General features: G+C 41.5%; 18 protein-coding genes and 1 other RNA gene. 18 read left to right on the top strand and 1 reads right to left on the bottom strand.

Going from position 1 to position 21,877, the window contains the following annotated elements; translation table 11 throughout:
* Nucleotides 1-112 precede the first annotated feature (112 nt).
* The gene (locus ACO5V7_RS07160) at nt 113-391 is read left to right on the top strand and encodes a DUF6110 family protein (protein ID WP_485485626.1); all 279 of its coding nucleotides are present in this window, start codon (nt 113-115) and stop codon (nt 389-391) included.
* A gap of 212 nt (nt 392-603) precedes the next feature.
* On the top strand, nt 604-2,445 hold the full coding sequence (locus ACO5V7_RS07155; RefSeq protein WP_485485625.1) for a heavy metal translocating P-type ATPase: 1,842 nt from the start codon (nt 604-606) through the stop codon (nt 2,443-2,445).
* 602 nt (nt 2,446-3,047) lie between these two features.
* Here the strand turns inward: ACO5V7_RS07155 and ACO5V7_RS07150 are convergent.
* Nucleotides 3,048-3,827 carry a D-alanyl-D-alanine carboxypeptidase family protein gene (locus ACO5V7_RS07150; RefSeq protein WP_485485624.1) on the bottom strand — a complete coding sequence of 260 codons (780 nt, stop codon included), beginning with the start codon at nt 3,825-3,827 and terminating at the stop codon, nt 3,048-3,050.
* Nucleotides 3,828-4,025: 198 nt separating this feature from the next.
* Between ACO5V7_RS07150 and guaB the strand changes: the two genes are divergently transcribed.
* From guaB to ACO5V7_RS07070, 16 genes are all read left to right on the top strand, one after another.
* Entirely contained in the window at nt 4,026-5,504 is a 1,479-nt protein-coding gene (guaB, locus tag ACO5V7_RS07145) for an IMP dehydrogenase (protein ID WP_485485623.1), read from the top strand.
* A gap of 900 nt (nt 5,505-6,404) precedes the next feature.
* Entirely contained in the window at nt 6,405-8,213 is a 1,809-nt protein-coding gene (gene glmS / locus ACO5V7_RS07140; RefSeq protein ID WP_485485622.1) for a glutamine--fructose-6-phosphate transaminase (isomerizing), read from the top strand.
* A gap of 802 nt (nt 8,214-9,015) precedes the next feature.
* The gene (locus ACO5V7_RS07135; protein ID WP_049554545.1) at nt 9,016-9,501 is read left to right on the top strand and encodes a low molecular weight protein-tyrosine-phosphatase; all 486 of its coding nucleotides are present in this window, start codon (nt 9,016-9,018) and stop codon (nt 9,499-9,501) included.
* A 1-nt stretch (nt 9,502) separates the two neighbouring features.
* Nucleotides 9,503-10,624 carry an AI-2E family transporter gene (locus ACO5V7_RS07130; RefSeq protein ID WP_049554546.1) on the top strand — a complete coding sequence of 374 codons (1,122 nt, stop codon included), beginning with the start codon at nt 9,503-9,505 and terminating at the stop codon, nt 10,622-10,624.
* Nucleotides 10,611-11,906, top strand: a complete 1,296-nt coding sequence (locus ACO5V7_RS07125; protein ID WP_485485621.1) for a hypothetical protein — start codon at nt 10,611-10,613, stop codon at nt 11,904-11,906. Before ACO5V7_RS07130 ends, ACO5V7_RS07125 begins: the two co-directional genes overlap by 14 nt.
* A gap of 4 nt (nt 11,907-11,910) precedes the next feature.
* Nucleotides 11,911-12,405 (top strand): tRNA adenosine(34) deaminase TadA, encoded by a 495-nt coding sequence (gene tadA, locus ACO5V7_RS07120; RefSeq protein WP_485485620.1) that lies wholly within the window; start codon nt 11,911-11,913, stop codon nt 12,403-12,405.
* A 122-nt stretch (nt 12,406-12,527) separates the two neighbouring features.
* Nucleotides 12,528-12,794, top strand: a complete 267-nt coding sequence (locus ACO5V7_RS07115) for a SemiSWEET family transporter (RefSeq protein WP_289015091.1) — start codon at nt 12,528-12,530, stop codon at nt 12,792-12,794.
* A 215-nt stretch (nt 12,795-13,009) separates the two neighbouring features.
* Nucleotides 13,010-13,555 (top strand): DUF6609 family protein, encoded by a 546-nt coding sequence (locus tag ACO5V7_RS07110; RefSeq protein WP_485485619.1) that lies wholly within the window; start codon nt 13,010-13,012, stop codon nt 13,553-13,555.
* Between the two features lie 179 nt (nt 13,556-13,734).
* Nucleotides 13,735-13,953, top strand: a complete 219-nt coding sequence (locus ACO5V7_RS07105; RefSeq protein ID WP_485485618.1) for a hypothetical protein — start codon at nt 13,735-13,737, stop codon at nt 13,951-13,953.
* A gap of 644 nt (nt 13,954-14,597) precedes the next feature.
* Complete coding sequence (locus ACO5V7_RS07100; protein ID WP_485485617.1) at nt 14,598-14,819, top strand: hypothetical protein; 222 nt, start codon at nt 14,598-14,600, stop codon at nt 14,817-14,819.
* A gap of 619 nt (nt 14,820-15,438) precedes the next feature.
* Nucleotides 15,439-15,525: signal recognition particle sRNA small type (gene ffs, locus ACO5V7_RS07095), an RNA gene on the top strand.
* Between the two features lie 78 nt (nt 15,526-15,603).
* Entirely contained in the window at nt 15,604-17,748 is a 2,145-nt protein-coding gene (locus ACO5V7_RS07090) for a HelD family protein (RefSeq protein ID WP_485485616.1), read from the top strand.
* A 61-nt stretch (nt 17,749-17,809) separates the two neighbouring features.
* Complete coding sequence (gene dnaX / locus ACO5V7_RS07085) at nt 17,810-19,528, top strand: DNA polymerase III subunit gamma/tau (RefSeq protein ID WP_485485615.1); 1,719 nt, start codon at nt 17,810-17,812, stop codon at nt 19,526-19,528.
* 29 nt (nt 19,529-19,557) lie between these two features.
* Nucleotides 19,558-19,875, top strand: a complete 318-nt coding sequence (locus ACO5V7_RS07080; protein WP_048713938.1) for a YbaB/EbfC family nucleoid-associated protein — start codon at nt 19,558-19,560, stop codon at nt 19,873-19,875.
* 17 nt (nt 19,876-19,892) lie between these two features.
* Nucleotides 19,893-20,489, top strand: a complete 597-nt coding sequence (gene recR, locus ACO5V7_RS07075; RefSeq protein ID WP_371490986.1) for a recombination mediator RecR — start codon at nt 19,893-19,895, stop codon at nt 20,487-20,489.
* A gap of 706 nt (nt 20,490-21,195) precedes the next feature.
* On the top strand, nt 21,196-21,877 hold a 682-nt coding region (locus tag ACO5V7_RS07070), incomplete at its 3' end, for a helix-turn-helix transcriptional regulator (RefSeq protein ID WP_485485614.1).

Raw genomic sequence — 21,877 nt, 5'->3', positions numbered from 1 at the left:
CGAAAGAGATCAAGAGAATCTTAAATGTTTCATTGTTGAAAGTTGGGGATTAAATCCGTATACTATAGTTAGAATTGAATAATTCTAATTAGAAAAAATGGAGGTAATAATAATGATTAAAGAACTTGTAAGTTTAGGAAAGCTTGCTAAAAAATCAAGTGTATTTGCGGGAGGAGTTTTATTTGGATCGTTAGGATTAAAACTATTAGCTAGTAAAGAGGCAAAGCATGTATATGCTAAAGCAGTCGCTACTTCTTATAAATTAAAAGATGGTATTGACGCAACCGTTTCTACTGTAAAACAACATGCAGATGATGTCTTAGAAGAAGCAAAAGACTTATATGCTGAAGAAAAAAATACACAATTAGTAGTAGAAACTAGTGAAAAATAATGAAGTTTATTATTAAGCATCAATCGAACTCAAGAGTGCGACTAGAGCTCCCTTTTACATGTCCGCATCCGGTACAAATGTATTTAGAGGAATTAGCTTGCACAGTTCCTGGTATTGAAAAGTTGCACTTTTATAAAGATTTAAAGCATGTAGGAGTGTGTTTTTCTCAAGGGAAAGATCAACAAGTTCAAAGGTTTTTATCTTTGATTCAAATGGAGAAAGTAATTGAAAAACAAAACGAAGTCGAGTGGCTAGTCGCGTCTTCGCCATATGATATTATTTCAACGCATCTCTATCGAAGAATGCTTTCAAAAGTCTTTCTTCCAACACCTCTTCGTGTGGGATGGATACTTCTGAAAATGGTGAAGTTTGGAAAGGCTGCTTTCCAATCAATTTGTGAGAAAAAACTTTCTATGAGTTTACTCGATTTTGTGGCTATAGCGACTTCTGCAGCGATGGGAGACTATAAAACTGCTGATATGATTATGTTCTTATTGAATTTAGGAGACGATTTAGATGACTGGTCCCAAAAGAAATCCATTGAAGAACTTGAAAAGAATTTAACGAATAATATTTACGAGATATGGATTGAAAAAGAGGGCGAGCGCTTCAAGAAAATGAGTAATCATGTTGAAGTAGGAGATATCTTCGTTGCAACAGAAGGCCAAGAAATTTACTTTGACGGAAGAGTTGTCAATGGAAGAGGATACTTAAATGAAAGCTCATTAACAGGCGAGTCTTTCCCTGTCTCTAAGAAGATTGGAGATATTGTCTATGCCAATACAGTTGTTGAGCATGGAGAACTATTGGTAGAAGTGACGAATAAGCAACAAAATTTACGATTGCAGCAAATTGTGCAACTCATCAAATCTAGTGAATTTCATCAATCGAAACAGCAAAAGCAATTAATGGAAAAAGCAGATGGATTAGTGAAATATAATTTCATAGGGATGGCGTTGACGTATCTATTCACACGCTCAGTTTCTAAAGCACTCACTTTTCTATTAGTGGATTATTCCTGCGCGTTAAAATTATCTTCACCAGCAACTTATTTAACAGCCATTAAAGCAGCTTCTAATCAGGGAATTGTGATTAAAGGATCTAATTCTTTAGATGAATATGCGCAAGTCGATACTTTTGTTTTTGATAAAACAGGAACATTGACAACTGGAATTCCAAAAATTCAACGAATTATTGCGTATGAAGGATATGATGATGCGGAAGTTTTACGAATTGCAGCTTGTTTGGAAGAACATATTTACCATCCAATTGCGACGGCTGTTGTTAAGAAAGCAGAAGATGAGGGAATTGAACATGAAGAAATGCATGGAAAATTAACTCACGTAGCTTCAAAAGGAATCGTGTCATCGATTGATGGAAAAAGAGTTCTCATCGGAAGTCTAGAATTATTAGAGGATGAGAAGACGACTATTTCCAATGAGCAACAAGAAGTGATTGAAGAATATAGCAAAAAATACAACTTACTTTATTTAAGCTATGACGGAAAATTAATTGCCATTTTCCTTATTGATACTCCGTTAAGAGGAGAAGCAATTGTGTTATTGAAAGAGTTAAAAGAAAAAGGAAAACAAATTGTACTTCTTACGGGGGATACACAAAAACGTACAGAGACGATTTGTTCGCTGATTCCATTTGACAGAGTCTATACACAAGTGAAGCCAGAACAAAAGCATCAAGTAATTGAACAGCTTCAAGAGGAAGGCCATCATGTTTTGATGATTGGAGATGGAATTAATGATTCTGCTGCACTGTCCCTTGCAAATGTAGGGGTTGTTATGGCGGGTGCTTCAGATATCGCTCGTCAAGCCAGCGATATCCTATTCTTAAATGAACAGTTGACAGGACTACATGTGTTAGATACGATTACGGATCAATTAAATCATCAATTGGATTTGAATTTAAAAAATACAGTAGGAATTAATTCTTTCTTGATGGGGTTAGGGCTAATCGATGTGTTATCTCCAAGTGTTTTGGCGGTACTGCACAATGTGACAACCACTTTTATTATTGGAAAGAGTTTGACATATATTTAAAAATAAAAGCAAGGTGAATTCACCTTGCTTTTTATTTTTGTTTCAACTGATTACAAATTATGAAGTGTATTAAAATAAGCTACCTTGGAACTCCAAGGTAGCTTATTTGGTTGTGTTAGCGATTTGATGGAGTTAGTTCTATTTCTGAACGTGATTCGCAGTTTTTTTGATGATGGAGTTGATTGAGTTTGATAGAATACTGCTAAAACTTAAAATAGTATTGTCTTATTAAAATTATTTTTAAAACTTCAATTCCAATGCCCACACCCAAATCTTTCGCACTGTGAAGGATTTTCCAACGTTCCATTTCTGAACGCTCTTCGCAGTGGTTTTTTACTTCTGTCTTTCTGCCTTGTATCCTGGAGTTGAGTTCGTCTTCGCAGAAATCGCGTCCACTTCCCAACCCATACTCACATCGTTTTTAACGATGCTTGCGTTGGTTTGGTCCAGTGGTTGATTTCTAACCGCGAAGACTCACATCCCGAAGTTGAGTTCGAAAAGGCATAGGCTCAAGCCTTTCGAGGTTAGTCCGCACGACTGCAAGCAGTCCTTTGCGTCTAACCTGCGAACCGTCATCGCCTATGAGCGCCTTTTCTCACATCCTATTCATACCCTCCGCCTTCGACTCCATAGTACTCTTCAAGAGAAAGGCCGGAGTTATAGATGTCTGTTGCTTTGTCACCAACGTAACGCAAATGCCAGGCTTCGGCTTGGTATCCAGTGATGGCTTCTTTCCCAGCTTGGAATCGGATAATAAATCCATATTCATGCGCATGGGTGTGGAGCCAGTCGATGGCGTCCTTATTTTCTTCACCGTCAAGTAGGTTTCCCGTTGTATCTAGGAGATCAAAGGCCAATCCTGTTTGATGTTCGCTGTAGCCAGGTCTTGCAGAATACGTATCTGCAGCGGCTTTGCCTTCACGAGCGACATAATTGTTATAGAGTTGTTCTTGATATTCATAAGAGCGATATCCGCTGTAAGTGTTGCTAATCGGATATCCTAGTTCTTGCATTTTGCGAATGAGTTTTCTTACTTGTGCCCCAGCGGTAGGATCCTCTCCAGGAGCGTAAGTTGACGGGAGAGCGTGTTTCTTATTGACAACCATCTGATAGCCTAAAGAGATATCCGCCATCCCACTCCCTTGAGAGGATTGTTGTTTTTCTGTCGCTATGTCCTTAGTAGAGGATTCTTCAGAGGAAGCCTCTGTGCTAGAAGAAGTCGTTTTTCCCGTTGTCGTTGTGCTAGTAGTCGTGGTATTTTTTGTTTGCGTAGAGGTTGATGGAGAGGTCGTAGTTTCAGTTGGATTGTTTTTTTGCGAGCAACCAAGAAGAACTAGGCTCAGTACAACCGCCGATAACAGTTGTTTTTTCACGCGAATCATCCTTTCCTTGTTACTTATAGTGTAGCACAATCTGTGAGGGGGGAGATAGATATTTTTAAAAAATTAATGTTTCTAAAATTACGAACAATGAAATGTAAAACTTTTATGAATGATTAGAAAAACTTTAAAAAAGCTTGCATTTTGCCAAAAAAATGGTATATTATTCGTTAATAAATTCAATCACTGGAGGTTTGTGCGATGTCAAAATGGGAAACAAAATTTCAAAAAGAAGGGTACACATTTGACGATGTTTTATTAATTCCAGCAGAGAGTCATGTATTGCCGAATGACGTTGATTTGCGTGTGCAATTAGCGAAAAATATTCGTTTAAATATCCCTTTAATCAGTGCCAGCATGGATACGGTCACAGATGCGACGATGGCGATTGCGATTGCGCGCCAAGGAGGTCTTGGGGTCATCCATAAAAACATGTCGATTGCCGAGCAGGCGGAAGAAGTGCACAAAGTAAAACGATCAGAGAGTGGAGTTATCATTAATCCATTCTTCCTCACTCCAAGCCATAAAGTAGAAGATGCGGAAGCGTTAATGTCTAAATACCGTATTAGCGGTGTTCCGATTGTCGACGATTTAGAAACGGGTCATCTTGTAGGAATTTTGACAAACCGTGATTTACGATTTATTTCAGATTATTCGATTTTAATTGATGAAGTGATGACCAAGGAACATCTGGTGACGGCTCCAGTTGGAACATCCCTCAAAGATGCAGAAGCCATTCTTCAAAAACATAAAATCGAAAAATTACCTTTAGTAGATGACAAAGGTTGTTTAGCAGGGTTAATCACCATCAAAGACATCGAAAAAGTCATCGAATTCCCGAACTCTGCTAAAGATGAGCATGGCCGTCTATTAGTAGCGGCTGCAGTGGGTATTACTTCGGATACATTTGAACGTGCAACAGCGCTACTAGATGCGGGTGCAGATGCCATCGTCATTGATACAGCTCACGGGCACAGTGCCGGAGTGATTCGTAAAATCAAAGAAATTCGTGAAACTTTCCCAGAAGCTACATTAATTGCTGGGAATGTGGCAACTGCCGAAGGAACTCGCGCCTTATTTGAAACGGGTGTCGACGTGGTTAAAGTCGGAATCGGACCAGGTTCCATCTGTACAACTCGTGTCGTTGCCGGTGTCGGTGTTCCGCAAATCACAGCGATTTATGATGCCGCAACGGTGGCTAAAGAATTTGGAAAAGCGATTATTGCAGACGGTGGCATTAAGTACTCAGGGGATATCGCCAAAGCCATCGCAGCGGGTGGACATGCGGTGATGTTAGGAAGCATGCTTGCCGGAACCGATGAATCTCCAGGGGAATTTGAAATCTTCCAAGGACGTCGCTTCAAGACATACCGCGGAATGGGCAGTCTAGCAGCGATGGAAAATGGTTCAGGGGATCGTTACTTCCAAGCGAAAAACGAAGCCAATAAACGCGTGCCAGAAGGAATCGAAGGGCGTGTTGCTTACAAAGGTTCTGCGGCGGATATTATCTTCCAAATGGTCGGCGGACTTCGCTCTGGTATGGGGTATGTGGGGGCGCGTAATTTAGAAGAGCTTCGCGAGAATACGCAGTTTGTGCGTATGAGTGGTGCGGGGCTAAGAGAAAGCCATCCGCATGATGTGCAGATTACGAAAGAAGCTCCAAACTATTCTATCTCATAAAATAAAATATCTTGCGATTATCAGCTATTGGCTTTCATCCTTTCGGATGTTTCCTATAGTAGCTGTAATGGGGCACCGGCTCGAGCCTGTAGTCTCTCGCCTTTAAATCCTCAAAGACGGAGTAAGGAATGAATTCCTAACTCCGTCTTATTCGTTTTAATGCGTATTCCCATTACTGCTACTATGGAATCCGAAAGGACAGCCAATCGCCTCTTAATCGCTTATTATATGAGGTGAATAGTTGAGCTAGAAAGAAAATGAACATCATGTGTGCTTTTCACCACATACGACAAACTGGTACTCTCTTTGAGAGACAGGGAGGGGAAAGGATATTATGTGTGCCTTTCACCATTAACGACAAAGGGGTAGTCTTTTTGAAGGAGAGAGGGATAGGACAGGGTGTATGCTTTTCATGGAACAAAATGGTGTGTGCTTCCGAACTAAAAATACAAAAGTTTCGGAATAGAGACGGAGCTTTAATAGGAAAGAGTTAAGAAATGTTGATGAAGTGGTACTGAGAGGACTAGTGCCAAGAAATGCGATAAGGGTGCGGTTTTAGTGGGTTTGCTGTTGAAGTTTGGTCTTTAAAATATTAGAAAAAAGGAAAATTAGTTGTTTTTTTAGTGGGTCATCGGTTATGATGAACTTGTTTCTGAAAATTTATGAAAAGCTTTGAAAGGAAGCGACAAGGATAGCGCCAGGCCTGTTTAAAAAAACGGGTGACGAGGAATGAGTTTATCGAAATACTCGGCGGATGACTCAAGGCAGTGCAGTCTACAGCTACATACAAACCATTTTGTAAGGAAATGACAAAATTGATAGCACGCACCAGAAACATAATCAAAAATTACAGAAGTAGGAGGCGCCGAGAGGGACCTCTTATTAAAGGAGTTAAACATTATGTGTGGAATCGTAGGATGTATTGGACATGGAAAAATCCAAACAGTAGTATTAAACGGATTAGAAAAGCTTGAGTATCGTGGATATGACTCAGCAGGATTATTTATTATGGATGAAGATGGATCAACACAATTAGTGAAACGTGTAGGTCGTATTCAAAATCTTCGTGATGCAGTGGATGAAGAAATTCCAGCATTTGCAGGAATTGGGCATACTCGTTGGGCAACGCATGGACCAGCGACAGAAAATAACGCTCACCCTCATCAATCTCAATCAGGTCGTTTCACATTAGTGCATAACGGCGTCATCGAAAACTATGACGAATTGAAAAAAGAATTCTTAAGTCATGTGGACTTCAAGTCTCAAACGGATACTGAAGTTGCCGTAAACTTAGTAGAATACTTTGCAGAAAAAGAAAACTTGTCAGGAAAAGAAGCGTTCCGCCGCGCATTACAAGAAATCCGCGGATCATTTGCTTTCGGGTTATTAGACAGTGAAAAACCAGGCGTTCTTTATGCTGCAAAACATAAGAGCCCATTATTAGTTGGGGTTGGCGAAGGCTTCAACGTGATCTGTTCAGACGCAATGGCAACCATCGCTGAAACAGACCGTTATATCGAAATCAAAGACGAAGAGTTAATCACTTTAACTGCAGACTCAGTAGAAATCGAAACAATCGACGGCAAACCAGTAGAACGTGCACCATTCGTTGCAGAATTAGATGCAGACGATTTAGAAAAAGGGGCATACGCTCACTACATGCTAAAAGAAATGGATGAACAACCAGCCGTATTACGTAAAATCATCCAAAACTACCAAGACGAGAATGGTCAATTACAAGTCGATAAAGAAATCCAAGATAGCATTTTAGCAAGCGACCGCATTTACGTGATTGCCTGCGGAACAAGCTATCATGCAGGATGGGTTGGAAAAGCTTTAGTCGAACAACTTGCTGGAATTCCAGTAGAAGTTCACTTAGCAAGCGAATTTGCATACCACCAACCATTATTATCACAAAAACCATTCTTCATTTTCTTATCACAAAGTGGAGAAACAGCGGACAGCCGTCAAGCGTTAGTAAAAGTAAACGAGCAAAACTTCCCATCGTTAACAATTACAAACGTGAAAGGCTCAACTCTTTCTCGTGAAGCAAGTTATACTTTACTATTACACGCAGGTCCTGAAATTGCCGTAGCTTCAACAAAAGCTTACACAGCACAAATCGCAGTAATGGCCGTTTTAGCAGACGCACTACGCGCTTCTAAAGGATTAGAAGCTCCATTCGACATGAAGCATGAATTAGGCGTAGTAGCCGCTTCAATCGAGAGCGTATTATCAGACAAACAAGCCGTTCAAGACTTAGTTCAAGAGCGCTTATTAGAAACTCGCAATGCTTTCTACATCGGTCGTCACTTAGACTACTATGTAGCGATGGAAGCAGCGTTGAAATTAAAAGAAATCTCATACGTGCAAACTGAAAGCTTTGCCGCAGGAGAATTAAAACACGGAACAATCGCCCTTATCGAAGAAGGCACTCCAGTAATCGCATTATTAAGCGAACCAGTTGTAGCGAGCCACACTCGCGGAAATATCCAAGAAGTGAAAGCTCGTGGCGCTGTCGTAACAACAATCGCGATGGAAGGCGTTGAACAAGAAGGCGACGATATCATCGTTCCAGCGGTGCCAATCCTACTTGCACCAATCGTATCTGTAGTGGTAACGCAATTAATCGCGTACTACACTTCTCTAGGTAAAGGCTTAGACGTGGACAAACCGCGTAACTTGGCCAAATCGGTTACAGTAGAATAGAAAAAATGGTGGACGGCTGTCCACCATTTTTTGTTTTCGAAGGACGCAAAATCCATTTGAAATAGGAGAGGAGAATTAGACCGGAGGTCTAAAAAATAAACTTCATACCGCTTCGGATATCTTCATAGCTGCGATAATAGCTGTACCGGGGCGAGCCTAGGGTCTCGCTCCCTATCGAGCTTCAAACTGACTCTAGGAAATGAATTTACAGAGTCAGTAATTCACATCGATTACAATCGCTATTATTGCCGCTATAGAATCCGAAGGGTATTCCGTTTATTTTTTATCCCAACGTTTGTGCCTTATTTCAAATGGATTTTGCTTCATTCGAAAGAAAGAGAGAGAAGAAAAACTAAGTTAGGTGCAGAAAATATAGTCGCTGCAGGGGTGCGGTGATGAAGGGGCGTGACATGCGTTCAAATGTTTCTCGCACTGTAACAGATGAGGGTGCCTTGCAAAAAATTGCGGATGTGCTTACTCGAACAAAATTCTGCTAGCAAAAATTGGATAAAGAGTGCAGACAAGATTACGGAAAATCATGCGGATTTTATAATCGAAGTGATGGGGGATAGCATTCGAAGTGAATTACGGACTCTTTTAGAGTCCGTTTGAATCTCGAAAGTGCTTGAGACGTAGGCTCAAGCCGGTGCCCCATTACAGCGATTATAAAAAAATCCGCAAGGATTTGAAGGAATCTTGTCTTTGCTTTCTACAGGGGATATTTTAGAAAATTTAGTTCGTTCGAGTAAGCTATAACACCACACAGACATTTTTTTGCGAAGGCGCAAGGTTGTCTGTTATAATGAAAGGAAAGAATGGAAAGCGAGGGACGGTCATGAAGGTTGTGTTCGTCTGCCTGGGGAATATTTGTCGTTCGCCAATGGCAGAAGCTGTATTTAGAAAAATGGTTCATGAAGAAGGACTGGAAGATAAAATTACGATAGATTCCGCTGCGACAAGTACGTGGGAGCATGGGAATCCGGTGCATCACGGCACTCGGAAGAAGCTCGAGGAGCACGGCATTTCCGCAAAAGGGCTTGTGTCACGGACGTTGGATGAAACCGACCTGGACGCAGACTACATTCTTGGAATGGATGCGTCGAATGTGCGTAATATTCACGCTTTTGTCGATGGAAAATCGGATGCGACGGTGGCTCGCTTGTTAGAAGTGGCAGGAGTGCCGCGCGATATTGCCGATCCGTGGTATACAGGAGACTTTGATGCGACGTACCGTGATGTGACATTGGGATGCAATGCGCTCTTAGAACAATTAAAAAAGGAATTATAGTATGGATAAGATTAGAAAAGATTGGGCAGTGATGATTGCTCTGGCGGCTGTTTCGTTACTTGTCGTCTTGAATTTTAGCGCCATCCTCACATGGATTTCCGAATTTATTGGGATGATGTTCCCGCTTATTTTAGGGATGATTTTGGCATTTGTTTTAAACGTGCCAATGAAGCGAATTGAACAAGTGTTGGAGAAGATAAACTTCCCGCAAAAGCTGCGTAGAAGTGTCGCAATCCTGAGCATTATTGTGATTCTGCTTCTGATTATTTCGCTGTTGATTTGGATTATTGCGCCGATGATTGCTAAAACCGTGTCACAACTGGGCGATAGTGTAAATCACTTACTATTCGTGGTTGCGGATTTTGTACAACATTCAAAATTAATGCAATCCAGTGAAGTGAGTCAGATTACCGACTCACTAAGTCAAAGCAATATCGTATCGTCTGTCATTACATTCCTTGGCGGATTTACAACGAATATTTCAGGGCTCTTCTCAAATGTGTTCTCTGTAATTATGGGGATTTTCTTCATGATTAATATTCTCGCAAGTAAGGAAATGCTCGCACGTTTAACGCTTCGCATTCTTAATGTGGTCTTGCCAAAAGATAAAATCGAGCACATTACTTATGTTGGGGAAGTCATCGTGGATACGTATGACCGTTTCTTGATGAGTCAAATCATCGAGGCGGGAATCGTTGGGGTTATGATTTTTGCTGGATACTCTCTTGTAGGGTTGCCATATGCAGGACTTGTTGGGGTGCTGTCCGGAGTACTCTCATTCATTCCGTATATCGGGCCGTTTATGGCGTGCGGAATTGGAATGCTTTTCACCTTTACAGAAAGCCCAATCCAAGCACTCATTTCACTTGTCGTCTTTATGATCGTTCAAATAGTGGAAGGAAATGTCGTCTATCCGAAGGTTGTCGGCAGTTCCGTTGGTTTGCCAACGATTCTAACCCTTGCTGCTGCGTTAATCGGTGGAAATCTCTTTGGTTTAGTAGGAATGATTTTCTTCATACCAATTTTTGCCGTGATTTACCGTTTCGTGAAAGAATGGGTGGAGAAACATGAACAAGCTGCTTCAGTGGTAGCTGTAGGAGGTATAATTGATGAAGAAAATTAGTGAACTAGGGATTACAGGGAAAAAGCTCCTAATTGAAGGGATTGCATTCCTTATTGCTGGGGTGTTGCTCCTAATCTACGGACCAAGCTTCCCAGAATTGATGTTACGTCTGTTTTTAACATTCTTATGGGCTCGTGAACTATGGAATTTCTTGTTCCGTTGGTTTAGTAAGGCGGCGGCAAAAGATCCATTATGGCTGAATGTTGCTAAATTTTTCCTTTACGGATTTTTAGCAGGAAATCAATTTTTTATCTCGCTTCCGATTGCGATTGTCAGTATCTTGATGGGGCTTAACGAAGTGATGAAAGCGGCCACTAGTGGCGTAACGTACTATATTTATGTCAAAGACGGTATCCGTCCGCGACTGCGCTTGCTCATTGATACCATTTGGCTCTCAGTTGTCGGGGTAGCGACTTTACTGGCTCTTGGGGGCGACGGCAACTTACAAATGTTCTTCCTTGCGCTTTATTTCATAGGGCTTGGGACTAGTAACATTCGTGACGGTTGGTTCTTCGAGGCCGAAGTTGGAAAGAAAGTCCTTCGTAGACGCTTGCGTCGAGGGATGCCGTTGGTACTGGCTGCGATTATTCCTCGTGTGACTTTGCAAAAAATCAATGATGCGTTGGAACTTGGAGAAGGCGAAACCGCTTCTGAAATTTACGACCGTGCCAAAGAAAATGCAGAACCAAACTTAGAAATGTTTATTCACGTCACAAAAGACGGATTTGGGGCAATCGGGCATGTCGACCTATGTTATAAGGGACGCATTATTTCATTCGGGAACTACGATACGAATTCGGAGCGCCTGTTTGGAACGATGGGGGACGGGGTACTTTTCAGTGCCGACCGTGAAAAATACATTGAATTTTGTAAACGCGAAAACCATAAGACCTTACTTGGCTATGGCCTAGCGTTATCTCCAGAACAACTCGCGGCCATCGATAAGGAAATCGCCAAATTGATGTCGTTGACAGTACCGTGGGATCCACCGCAAATGGTGAAACCGAAGCGCCCTGGAATCGACAAAGAAGAACCGATGTATGCCTATAAGCTCAAACAAGAAGCGGACGCAAAATTGTACAAGTTCGTCTCTTCAAAATTCAAAACGTATTTTGTGATGAGTACCAACTGCGTATTGCTAGCAGACACAATTGTCGGAACAGCAGGAACCGATATTTTAAGCGCCCGAGGATTTATTTCCCCAGGGACGTATCAAGATTACTTAGATAAGGAGTTTGAGAGACCGCACAGTCTAGTCGTGACTAAGCGCGTCTATCAGTAAGAACATGGAACTTCAGGAAAAAGAATTCTTTATGAGGGAAGCGTTGAAGGAAGCGCAGAAAGCCTATGACCAAGCGGAAGTGCCAATCGGAGCGGTCGTCGTCCTAAACGGTGAAATCATAGGTCGTGGCTATAACATACGCGAGAAGGAACAAGACGCCACCCTGCACGCTGAAATCAAAGCGATTCGCCAAGCCAACCAGCACCTTGGAAGCTGGCGACTCGAAGACTGCGAACTCTTCGTCACCTTGGAACCTTGCCCAATGTGTAGCGGAGCGATGATTCTCGCGCGTCTTAAAAAGGTTACGTTCGGCGCTTTTGACCCGAAAGCTGGGACAGCAGGCACCTTTATGAATCTGCTTCAAGACGAGCGGTTCAACCATCAAGTCGAAGTCGAGCAAGGTATCTTGGAAGACGAATGCAAAACCCTCTTGCAAACCTTCTTCAAAGGCCTTCGCGAACGCAACAAACAACGAAAACAAGCACAGCTTTCCGAATAGGGGCTGTGCTTTTTAATGTTCTTAACAAAAACTTATACTTGTAAACGGTTATCTACTCTTGAAAAATATTTTCTTTTTATATATTATTTTACATAGTTCGAAAAAGGAATGGAGCAGATAGTATGAAATTATCAGAAAAACAAACACAAGTCTTAGGTTGGATCGCAACATGTATGTCTGTGGCGATGTATGTAGCATATATTCCGCAAATTATGAATAACTTAGCCGGAAACAAAGGAGACTTCATTCAACCACTCGTTGCCGCATTGAACTGCTCATTATGGGTGTACTACGGAATCTTCAAGCCAGACCGTGATATCCCGCTAGCAGCTGCAAACGCACCAGGAATCTTCTTCGGTCTAGCATCTGCTTTAACAGCATTATTATAATAATGACTAGCACAGCTTCGATTACGAGGTTGTTCTTTTTTGATTTCTACGGAACTTTGCGGATTTCTTCATAATAGCAGTTCCTTCGAAATCGATACAATTATGACTTTAAAAATGGAAAGCAACGACAAAAGTGCGATGATTGAAATCCGATATTTACAGGAGTAGAATAGAGGATGTTGTTAAAAGTTTCAAAGTTAACTGGAGGAATACGTATGTCATTTTTAGGTTATAACAAAGGAGAAACATTAGAATTCAACTACAAAAAGGCGTGTGGCTTATGGCTCATCGCAGTCGCATTCGTGATTGCACTTGCGACAGTTGTAGGTGGAGAACAAATCATTAATATGCAGGTTTTTAGTATCGGCTATATGGTGAGCTTCTTTTCCATCAATCTGAATAAAAAAGTCCTTCATAAGTTTTCGGACGGCCCTTCAACACCTTTCCAACGAAAAGTGTCCTTATACTCAGTAATTCTTTTATTTATCTTATTAGTGTTATTAGGTGGCCCATTCTTCGAAACAGAAAACTGGAGACTCATCTGGTTAGGCGCGCTTCTTGCGACAGGGATCCATTTCTTCCCGTACTACTTCGTCCATGGAAAATCAATGATCTTCCTAGGATTGGCATGCGTAATCAATGCAGCGGTCGGATACCTCTCTCCGCAAAGCTCCCTCGTGACCATCGCCTATATCGATGCCATTATTAAATTAGCCTTTGGACTTTACCTATTCTTATTATCCAAACCATCCAAAGCATAAAATATTTTAGAGAACAAGCAGCAAATCAATCTGGTTTGCTGTTTTTTAATTTTCCGCAGTTCCTTCGAAATCAAGCAAACCATGACTTTAGTAATGCAAAGCAATGACGAAAGTGCCTGTTGCACGACTCCTTAAAATGATTTAATAAAGACAAGGAAAACAGTTAAGGAGCGATTCAAATGAACATCAAAAAACAAGACACAAACCAACTTATAAAAGATTTAATGATTGTGGCGCTCGTCATTAATGCATTAGCCCTTGCCCTCCACATGGGTCTAAACATATTTGCAGGACAATCATTGATCCCTGCAGTTACAAAACATTTCATCTTTATCCTAATCCCGATCATGTACCTAGCAGACGAGGCTAAGAAAAATAAAGAAGTGGGCAACCGCTAAGCACAAGCAAACATTTTTAGATAGTTTTTCCTTCTGGAGAGACTATCTTTTTTAGTGTCTCTTTTGCCATCCCTCGGCACGGTTTTATTTTAGAAAAACCAGCAGATTCACTTGAAAAAGAAATACTAAATAGAGGCGCATGAAACTCCATCGTTTGAGGTAGGGAGCAGCCTATTTATTTCTTCACGTTGATTTCGAAGAATCTTGTGGATTCTATAGGAAACCTTCACAGTGCGAAGGTTTCGTAACGTGTTACGCATTAAATGCGAGGGAGAAAGACAGAAATACTCTAAATATATTATGTATTTAGAGTATTTCGTTTTCTTTCCCCCACAAAGTTGAATAGGAATGAGCTAGCTGGTTACAGCAAAGCTCATTCCATTCAACCACTGTGCTTAGGAGGTGTAGGAATTTATTTCGTACACCTCCTTTGAGGCTTTAAAGGTGAGAGACTTCGGCTCGAACCGGTGCAACGTTACAGCTACTATGAAGCAATCCACAAGGATTCGAAGAAATCAAAAAACAGGGATTTCTATTTACAACCCATGACTTTAGTAATGGCAATCCATGACAAAAGTGCCTATTGCAAGACTCCTTTACATGCTTTAATAAAGATAACGAAAAGCCGATAAGGAGAGTTCAACATGGAAGAACCGAAACAAAAAGAAAATTCTCAATTAGCCAAACAATTATTTACGCTAGCCATCGTGGTCAATGTCCTGGCTTTAATCCTTCGAATAGGGCTGAAATTATATACAGGCGAATCCTGGCTAAGTGTGTTCGATGGAAATCTATTGTGGACGCTATTACTATTGATGTTATTTTTCGATGAAAGAGAAGAAACAAAAAAAGCCAACCATCAGTAAGCACAAGCAAACATTTTTAGATAGTTTTTCCTTCTGGAGAGACTATCTTTTTTAGTGTCTTTTTTGCCATCCCTCGGCACGGTTTTATTTTAGAAAACCAAGCAGTTTCAATTGAAAAAGAAATGAAAATAGAGGAGCGAAAAAATCCATCGTTAGCGCTAGGGAGCAGCCTATTTATTTCTTCACGTTGATTTCGGAGAAGCTTGCGGATTTTATAATCGCAGTAACGGGGAGTAAGACAGAAGCTAAAAACCGACTCACAGTGTGAGTCGGTTTTGCTTCGTTGTCTTACCCCCGCAAGGCTGATTAGGATGAAGCAAATCACAAGTGATGAAGCTTTATCCAATCAGCTACTGCGTCTATATCATAAAAGTTCTTTGGGATTAAGAAGGGTTACTGCTACTATGAAGCAATCCGCAAGCATTTGAAGAAATCAACCCCCGAAGGGTGGTTCAATCAAAAAGAGAAAATAAATATGGATTACTCCACTAAATCCCAGCACTGAACCTGATAGGATTGTATAATCTGCACTCTTATTTTGTCGTTTCCAATAATTTTTTCTCAAGGTTATCTGCTTGCTTTTCAAAAAGAAGTTTTGTATAATAATACGTGCCGTTAGGCCATATGGCAATAGCGAACTTATGAATCGAGTCAGGTCCGGAAGGAAGCAGCTATAAGTAATGTTCGCTATGTGCTGTATGTACATAGAAGAAGATTCAGGCTGGACCAGAGGTTCAGCCTGTTTTTATGAGAAAGAATATCCAGTGGAGGGAGAGTGAGTCGCATGAAGAACCAGAATTTCCAAGAAGAAGCTCAGCATCTAGAAGGTGTAAAAAAGCTAATGGAAGATAGAATTGCATTCGAAGAAAAACGTCTGCAAGAACGCGACCTGGATATCACTAGACAAGATACAATTCAGTATGGAATCCAGCAATTAGAAAGACAAAAAGAATCTCCATACTTTGGAAGAATTGACGTTCAATTTGGAAAAAACGAAAAAGTAGAAAAAATGTATATTGGACCAGCGACGTTCTTTGATGAAGAAGATCGAGTGCAAGTGTATGACTGGAGAGCACCCATTGCAAGTTTGTTTTATGAAGGAACCTTAGGAGAGCTAAATTACGAGACTCCAAATGGGGCGCAAAAAGCACAAGCCTTCCTAAAACGCGACATCGTCATCAAAAAAGGGACCTTACAGTCTGTTTATGATATTGAAAATGAAGAATCGCTCTTAATGGAAGCCTTAAGTGCACCGACCAATAAGGATGGGCATTTAGAAGGAATCACCGCAACGATTCAAAAGGAACAAAATGAAATTATCCGTCTGAACCCGAAAGACTGGCTCATCGTGAATGGATGTGCCGGAAGTGGGAAAACGACGATTTTACTTCAACGCATTGCGTATTTGATGTATCAAGCCAAAGACAAGCGGATGAGCGATATGCTACTCCTATCACGCAACCAACTCTTTGCAAAATACGTATCGCATGTGATCCCAAGTTTAACGGGAAGCGAGTTATACCAACAAACGCTAGCGCAACATACGATTGAGTTATACCGCAAGATGTACTTGCATAAAACGACGACTTTAAGCCAAGTGCCAACCCGTAAAGTGTACTTAACGGATAGTGAGTGGATTGCACTCGTTCATCGCAATCTCCAAGGGCTAACGGCGAAAGACTTACCGTATCGAGCAATCGGGATTAAAGGACAAGCGGTCTTCACGATGAAGGACTATGAAAAACTCACTGAAAATGTGAATGTGAGCTTACCATTGCATCAACAATTAACGCAAATGCAAACCGTTTTAGAGCGTACTTTAAAACGCCGTCTCAATAAATTCTTTATGTCGCAGAAGGCCAAAGCCGTCTACGAGTCTATGAATGCGATGCAAATCGAAGTCTTGATGAAGGATGTTGAGACGAAGAGTGAGGCAGAGTATTTCCAAGTACTTGGACAAAAAGTCTTCGAAAAAGAAGTGCTTGAAGTGACGCAACAAGTAGAAATGTTCGCATTCGTGGACATCGCCTACTTGGTTCAACAATGGATGCCAAAAGCCAAAGCGCGCCGTCAAGAACTAGAGAAGATGGACAATGCGCCAATTCCGTTGAAGAAAATAGAAGGGTCTCGCCTTCAAGTGACGGCAGAAGGGATTCGCCTGTTGCAATATGTGGCGACAAGAGTCACTCCAGTTCGCGATTATGTGGGGTATAGCCATCTCTTTATCGACGAAGTGCAAGACGTGTCCTTATTATGGCTAGGCACTCTATCGAATTTTTATTTCCGTGCGAAATTCACGGTCGTTGGGGACACTTACCAGTCGTTTACGACATCTTCTTCGATTTTCACATTGGAAGCCAGACATCCTGAACTCGTCGAATTGGTCTTTCCAAACCGGTCCTTGATGAATCGCTCGCTTGAAATCAGCTATCGTTGTACCGCACAAATTACACGATTTGCCAATGGAATCTTAAAATGGCCACTCGATAAAAATGTATTCCCACGTACGGGAAGCGAAGTAACGCTGTATAGCGATGCAGATGGCATGCAGCTCACCCGCTTGAAAGGCTTATTGGAAGAAAGTCCCAAAGTGTATCACACAACGGCGATTTTATGTCGAACGATGGAAGAAGCTAAAGCCTTACATCAACTGCTAAACGTGGAAGACATTGCGCTTCTAGAAGATAGCAGTGAGTCTCTTGGCAGTCGCTTTGTATTAACGACGATTCAAGTGGCGAAAGGGATGGAGTTTGACGAAGTGATCATTTGGAATGCAACCGATGAAGCGTATCATACCGCGAAAGAACAAATGATGCTGTATACGACTTGTACAAGGGCAAAACACCGTCTATCCCTCATTGTTCCAAAAGGGACAGAAAGTCGCTTTATTCAGACTTCACAGGCGCCGATGAAACGCGTCGAACAGTAGAATTTTTGAAGAATCTATACTAGAATAGAACTGTAAATTTTTAAAAAGGCAGGGAAGTAATATGGCTTATCAAGCATTATATCGAAAATGGCGTCCACAAACGTTCGATGATATGGTCGGGCAGAGTGCGGTGACGCATACGTTAAAAAACGCGATTAGTAATCAAAAAACGAGTCATGCTTACTTATTTACGGGGCCTCGTGGGACAGGAAAAACGAGTGCCGCGAAGGTCTTTGCAAAGGCCATTAACTGTCCAAACCAAAGAAACGGCGAACCTTGTAACGAATGTGAAATCTGTAAAGGCATCACGAACGGAACGATTGGCGATGTGATCGAAATCGATGCGGCCAGCAATAATGGGGTTGAAGAAATCCGTGATATTCGCGACAAGGCACGTTATGCACCAACGCAAGCCGAATATAAAATCTATATTATCGACGAAGTGCATATGCTCTCAACAGGAGCGTTCAATGCACTCTTAAAAACTTTAGAAGAACCGCCTCAAAAGGTCATCTTCATTCTCGCAACGACGGAACCGCATAAAATTCCAGCGACGATTATTTCTCGGACGCAACGGTTTGACTTTAGACGGATTACCTTGCAAGAAATTATCGACCGCTTGGCGTATATCCTAGACCAAGAAGGCACCCCGTACGAAGCGGATGCCTTAAGCGTAGTGGCTAGATGTGCCAATGGGGGAATGCGGGACGCTCTCAGTTTACTTGACCAAATGATTTCATTTGGCGACGGAAAAGTCACATTTGAAGAAGCGATTCAAGTGTCGGGAAGTTTGACTGATGACTTGATAATTGATTTTGTAGCGGACTTACAAGCGCAAAAAGCTGAAGAAGCGTTGGAGAGCTTACAACAACTCTTTAAAATGGGGAAAGAAGCCAGTCGTTTGGTGGAAGAATGGCTGGAATTTGCTAGAGACCTCCTCGTAGCCAAACAAAGTGGCGAGACAGTTGGTCGTAGCGAACGCTTCTTGCAGTTTAAAGATGAAGTGGATGCAAGCTTTTTATACCGCTTTGTGGAAGCTTTAAATCAAACGCAACAAGAAATGCGCTTCACCACAAAACCAACGATTTCACTCGAAGTCTTAACAATCAAAATGGCACAACCACAAACAAGTGCGACGCCTAGAACAATAGAGGCGCCAAGTAGCGAGGAAGTGGAGCAATTGCAACAACAACTCGCGCAGTTAAGACAACAAATGGCCACGTTGATGCAAGGAGGAAGCGTTCATTCTTCGCAACCAGCTCCGCCAAAACCAGCTACAAAAGCACCAAAAGCAAGCTTCAAGCCAAATGTTTCGGCCGTAAACAAGATTTTGATGGAAGCGACTAAAGCAGACATCGAAAAGGTGCGCGACTTATGGGGCGACTTGCTCAGCTGCTTAACACCGCAACAACGAGCGCTGATGAATCAAGCACAACCGGTTGCTGCAGGGCCAAATGGGTTTGTGATGCAATTTATGTATGAACATATTTGCGGACTAGCTGAGACGACTGTAGGATTCCATGAAGAAGTTCAAGGGCATCTCGAACGCCTCGGAGGCTACAGCGGAACCTTTGTCGGAGTCACGAGCGAACAATGGCAACAAATTCGTTCCGATTTCCTTTTGGAACGCAAGAAGAGTAAAGAAGGCGAAGCGGTCTCTCATGTGACGGAAGCACCAGTTGTGGAAGAGCCGATTTCTGAGGAAGAACAAGAATTTAAACAAAAAGTACAAGATACGATTGAGCTTTTCGGAGAAGAGTTCGTTCAAATTGAAGAATAGAAAAAATACGAATTAACGGAGGTATAACCATGCGTGGAATGGGAAATATGCAAGGCATGATGAAACAAATGCAAAAATTGCAAAAACAAATGGCGCAAGCTCAAGAAGAGTTAAACCAAACAGAATACACTGGAACTTCTCAAAGTGATTTGGTCAAAGTAACGGTAAACGGAAAACGCCAAGTATTAAACGTGGAAATCAAACCAGAAGCTGTTGATCCAGATGATGTAGAATTATTACAAGACTTAGTGTTAATGGCGACCAATGATGCGTTAACGCAAGCAGAAAAAGCCAACGACCAAACAATGGGTCAATTTACTAAAGGATTAAATATCCCAGGATTTTAATCGATGGAGGTTGGAGCATGCATTATCCAGAACCGATTGCACGATTGATGGACAGCTTTATGAAGCTTCCGGGGATTGGTGCGAAGACGGCTGCACGACTTGCCTTCTTCTGCATGGATATGCGTGAAGAAGACGTCTTAACTTTTGCGAATTCGCTCATCAGCTGCAAGCGTGACTTACGCATGTGTTCGGTTTGTGGCAATGTGACGCAAGAGGATCCGTGCGAGATTTGTGCGGATACAACGCGCGACCATACGAAGATTCTTGTGGTGGAAGATGCCAGAGATGTGATGAGTATGGAGCGGATGAAGGAATACAAGGGGCTCTATCATGTGCTTCACGGGGTGTTGTCTCCGATGGAAGGGACGGGGCCGGATGATATTAATATTACGTCCTTGATTACGAGGTTGCAGAATCCGGAAGTGCAAGAGGTTATCATCGCGACGAACGCGACAGCGGAAGGCGAAGCGACTGCCATGTACTTGTCGCGTCTCATCAAGCCAGCGGGCATCAAAGTAACGCGTCTGGCGCATGGGCTAGCGGTCGGCAGCGACATCGAATACGCAGACGAAATGACTCTCTTCCGAGCTATCGAAGGACGAAGAGAACTATAAAAAATAAAATAACAGGTTGATACTGCTAAGATAAATGAGAATTGGAAACTCCCGTTTCCTTGGATATCTTCATAGTAACGACAATAGCTGTACCGGATTGAGCCAAGGTCTCAATCCTACCGAGCTTCAAAGAGGGAGTAAGACAGAAATTAAAACTGGACTCATAGTGTGAGTCCAGTTTTTTTCGTAGTCTTACCCCCGCAAAGCTGATTAGGATTAAGCAAATCACAAGTGATGAAGCTTAATACAATCAGCTACTGCGTCTACCTGGATAAAGTATTTTCCATAAGAAGCATCTCATAACTCCCTCTAATTCACATCGGTTACTGTTCGCTATTGTTGTTACTATAGAATCCGAGGAGGGTCGTTTCCAATTGTGCAGTGTCAACCTGTTTTTATTTTTTGCTTCGAAAGTACGGGGGAGAGTGCGTTTCGATGGGATGCGGGGTTAGGGATGAGCCAGACAGGTTACTTCTCTGAGTTTGTGAAGGGGACGGGGCATGGCAGAGCTTGTCTTCCGGTCTTGGAAAGGAAACAATGCGAATGTCTTAAATCGCCCTCTAATTCACATCGGTTACTATTCGCTATTGTTGTTACTATGAATAAGAGAGATAAGTAGCACTATCATGATTTGGAAGAACATTTCATAATATGACAATAAATGTCAAGTTATTATGGTACAATAAATATAGGAGATGTTAAGACGATGAAAGATAATAGGCTATTTAGGATACTATATTATATTTTAGAAAAGGGAAAAGTTACGGCAAGTGAACTTGCAGATAAATTTGAGGTGTCAGTCAGGACAATATATCGAGATATTGACTCTATCAGCAGTGCAGGTATTCCCATCTATGCGTTGCAAGGAAAGGGTGGTGGAATAGAAATTGCTGAAGATTTTGTGCTTAGTAAATCACTACTGTCTGAAAACGAGAAACAACAGATTATGTCAGCTCTTCAAGGATTGGATAATACCGCAATACAGCATGAGAATGAGCTTTTAACAAAACTGTCCGCACTCTTTAAAATGAAAAATACCAGTTGGATAGAAGTTGATTTTAATAATTGGCAAAACAATAAGATGTATGAAAAAACATTTAATGATATTAAGTCCGCAATTTTAAGTAAGAACATTATTTCATTCACATATTTTAGCAGTAATGAAAAAGAAACAAGCAGAAGAGTTAAACCTGTTAGATTGCTTTTCAAGAGTCAAGATTGGTATCTATATGCCTTGTGTTTACTTAGAAATGACTTTAGATATTTCAAATTGTCCCGGATAAAGAATTTGGAAATCCAAGCGGAAAAGTTTGAAAACAGCTTTGATGATGTGATACTCAAAAAAGAAATGCCATACGAGAATACAGTGCATATAAAAGTCAAGTTTG

The organism is Granulicatella sp. (assembly GCF_057274575.1).
This window is presented reverse-complemented; position numbering and strand designations above follow the sequence as displayed.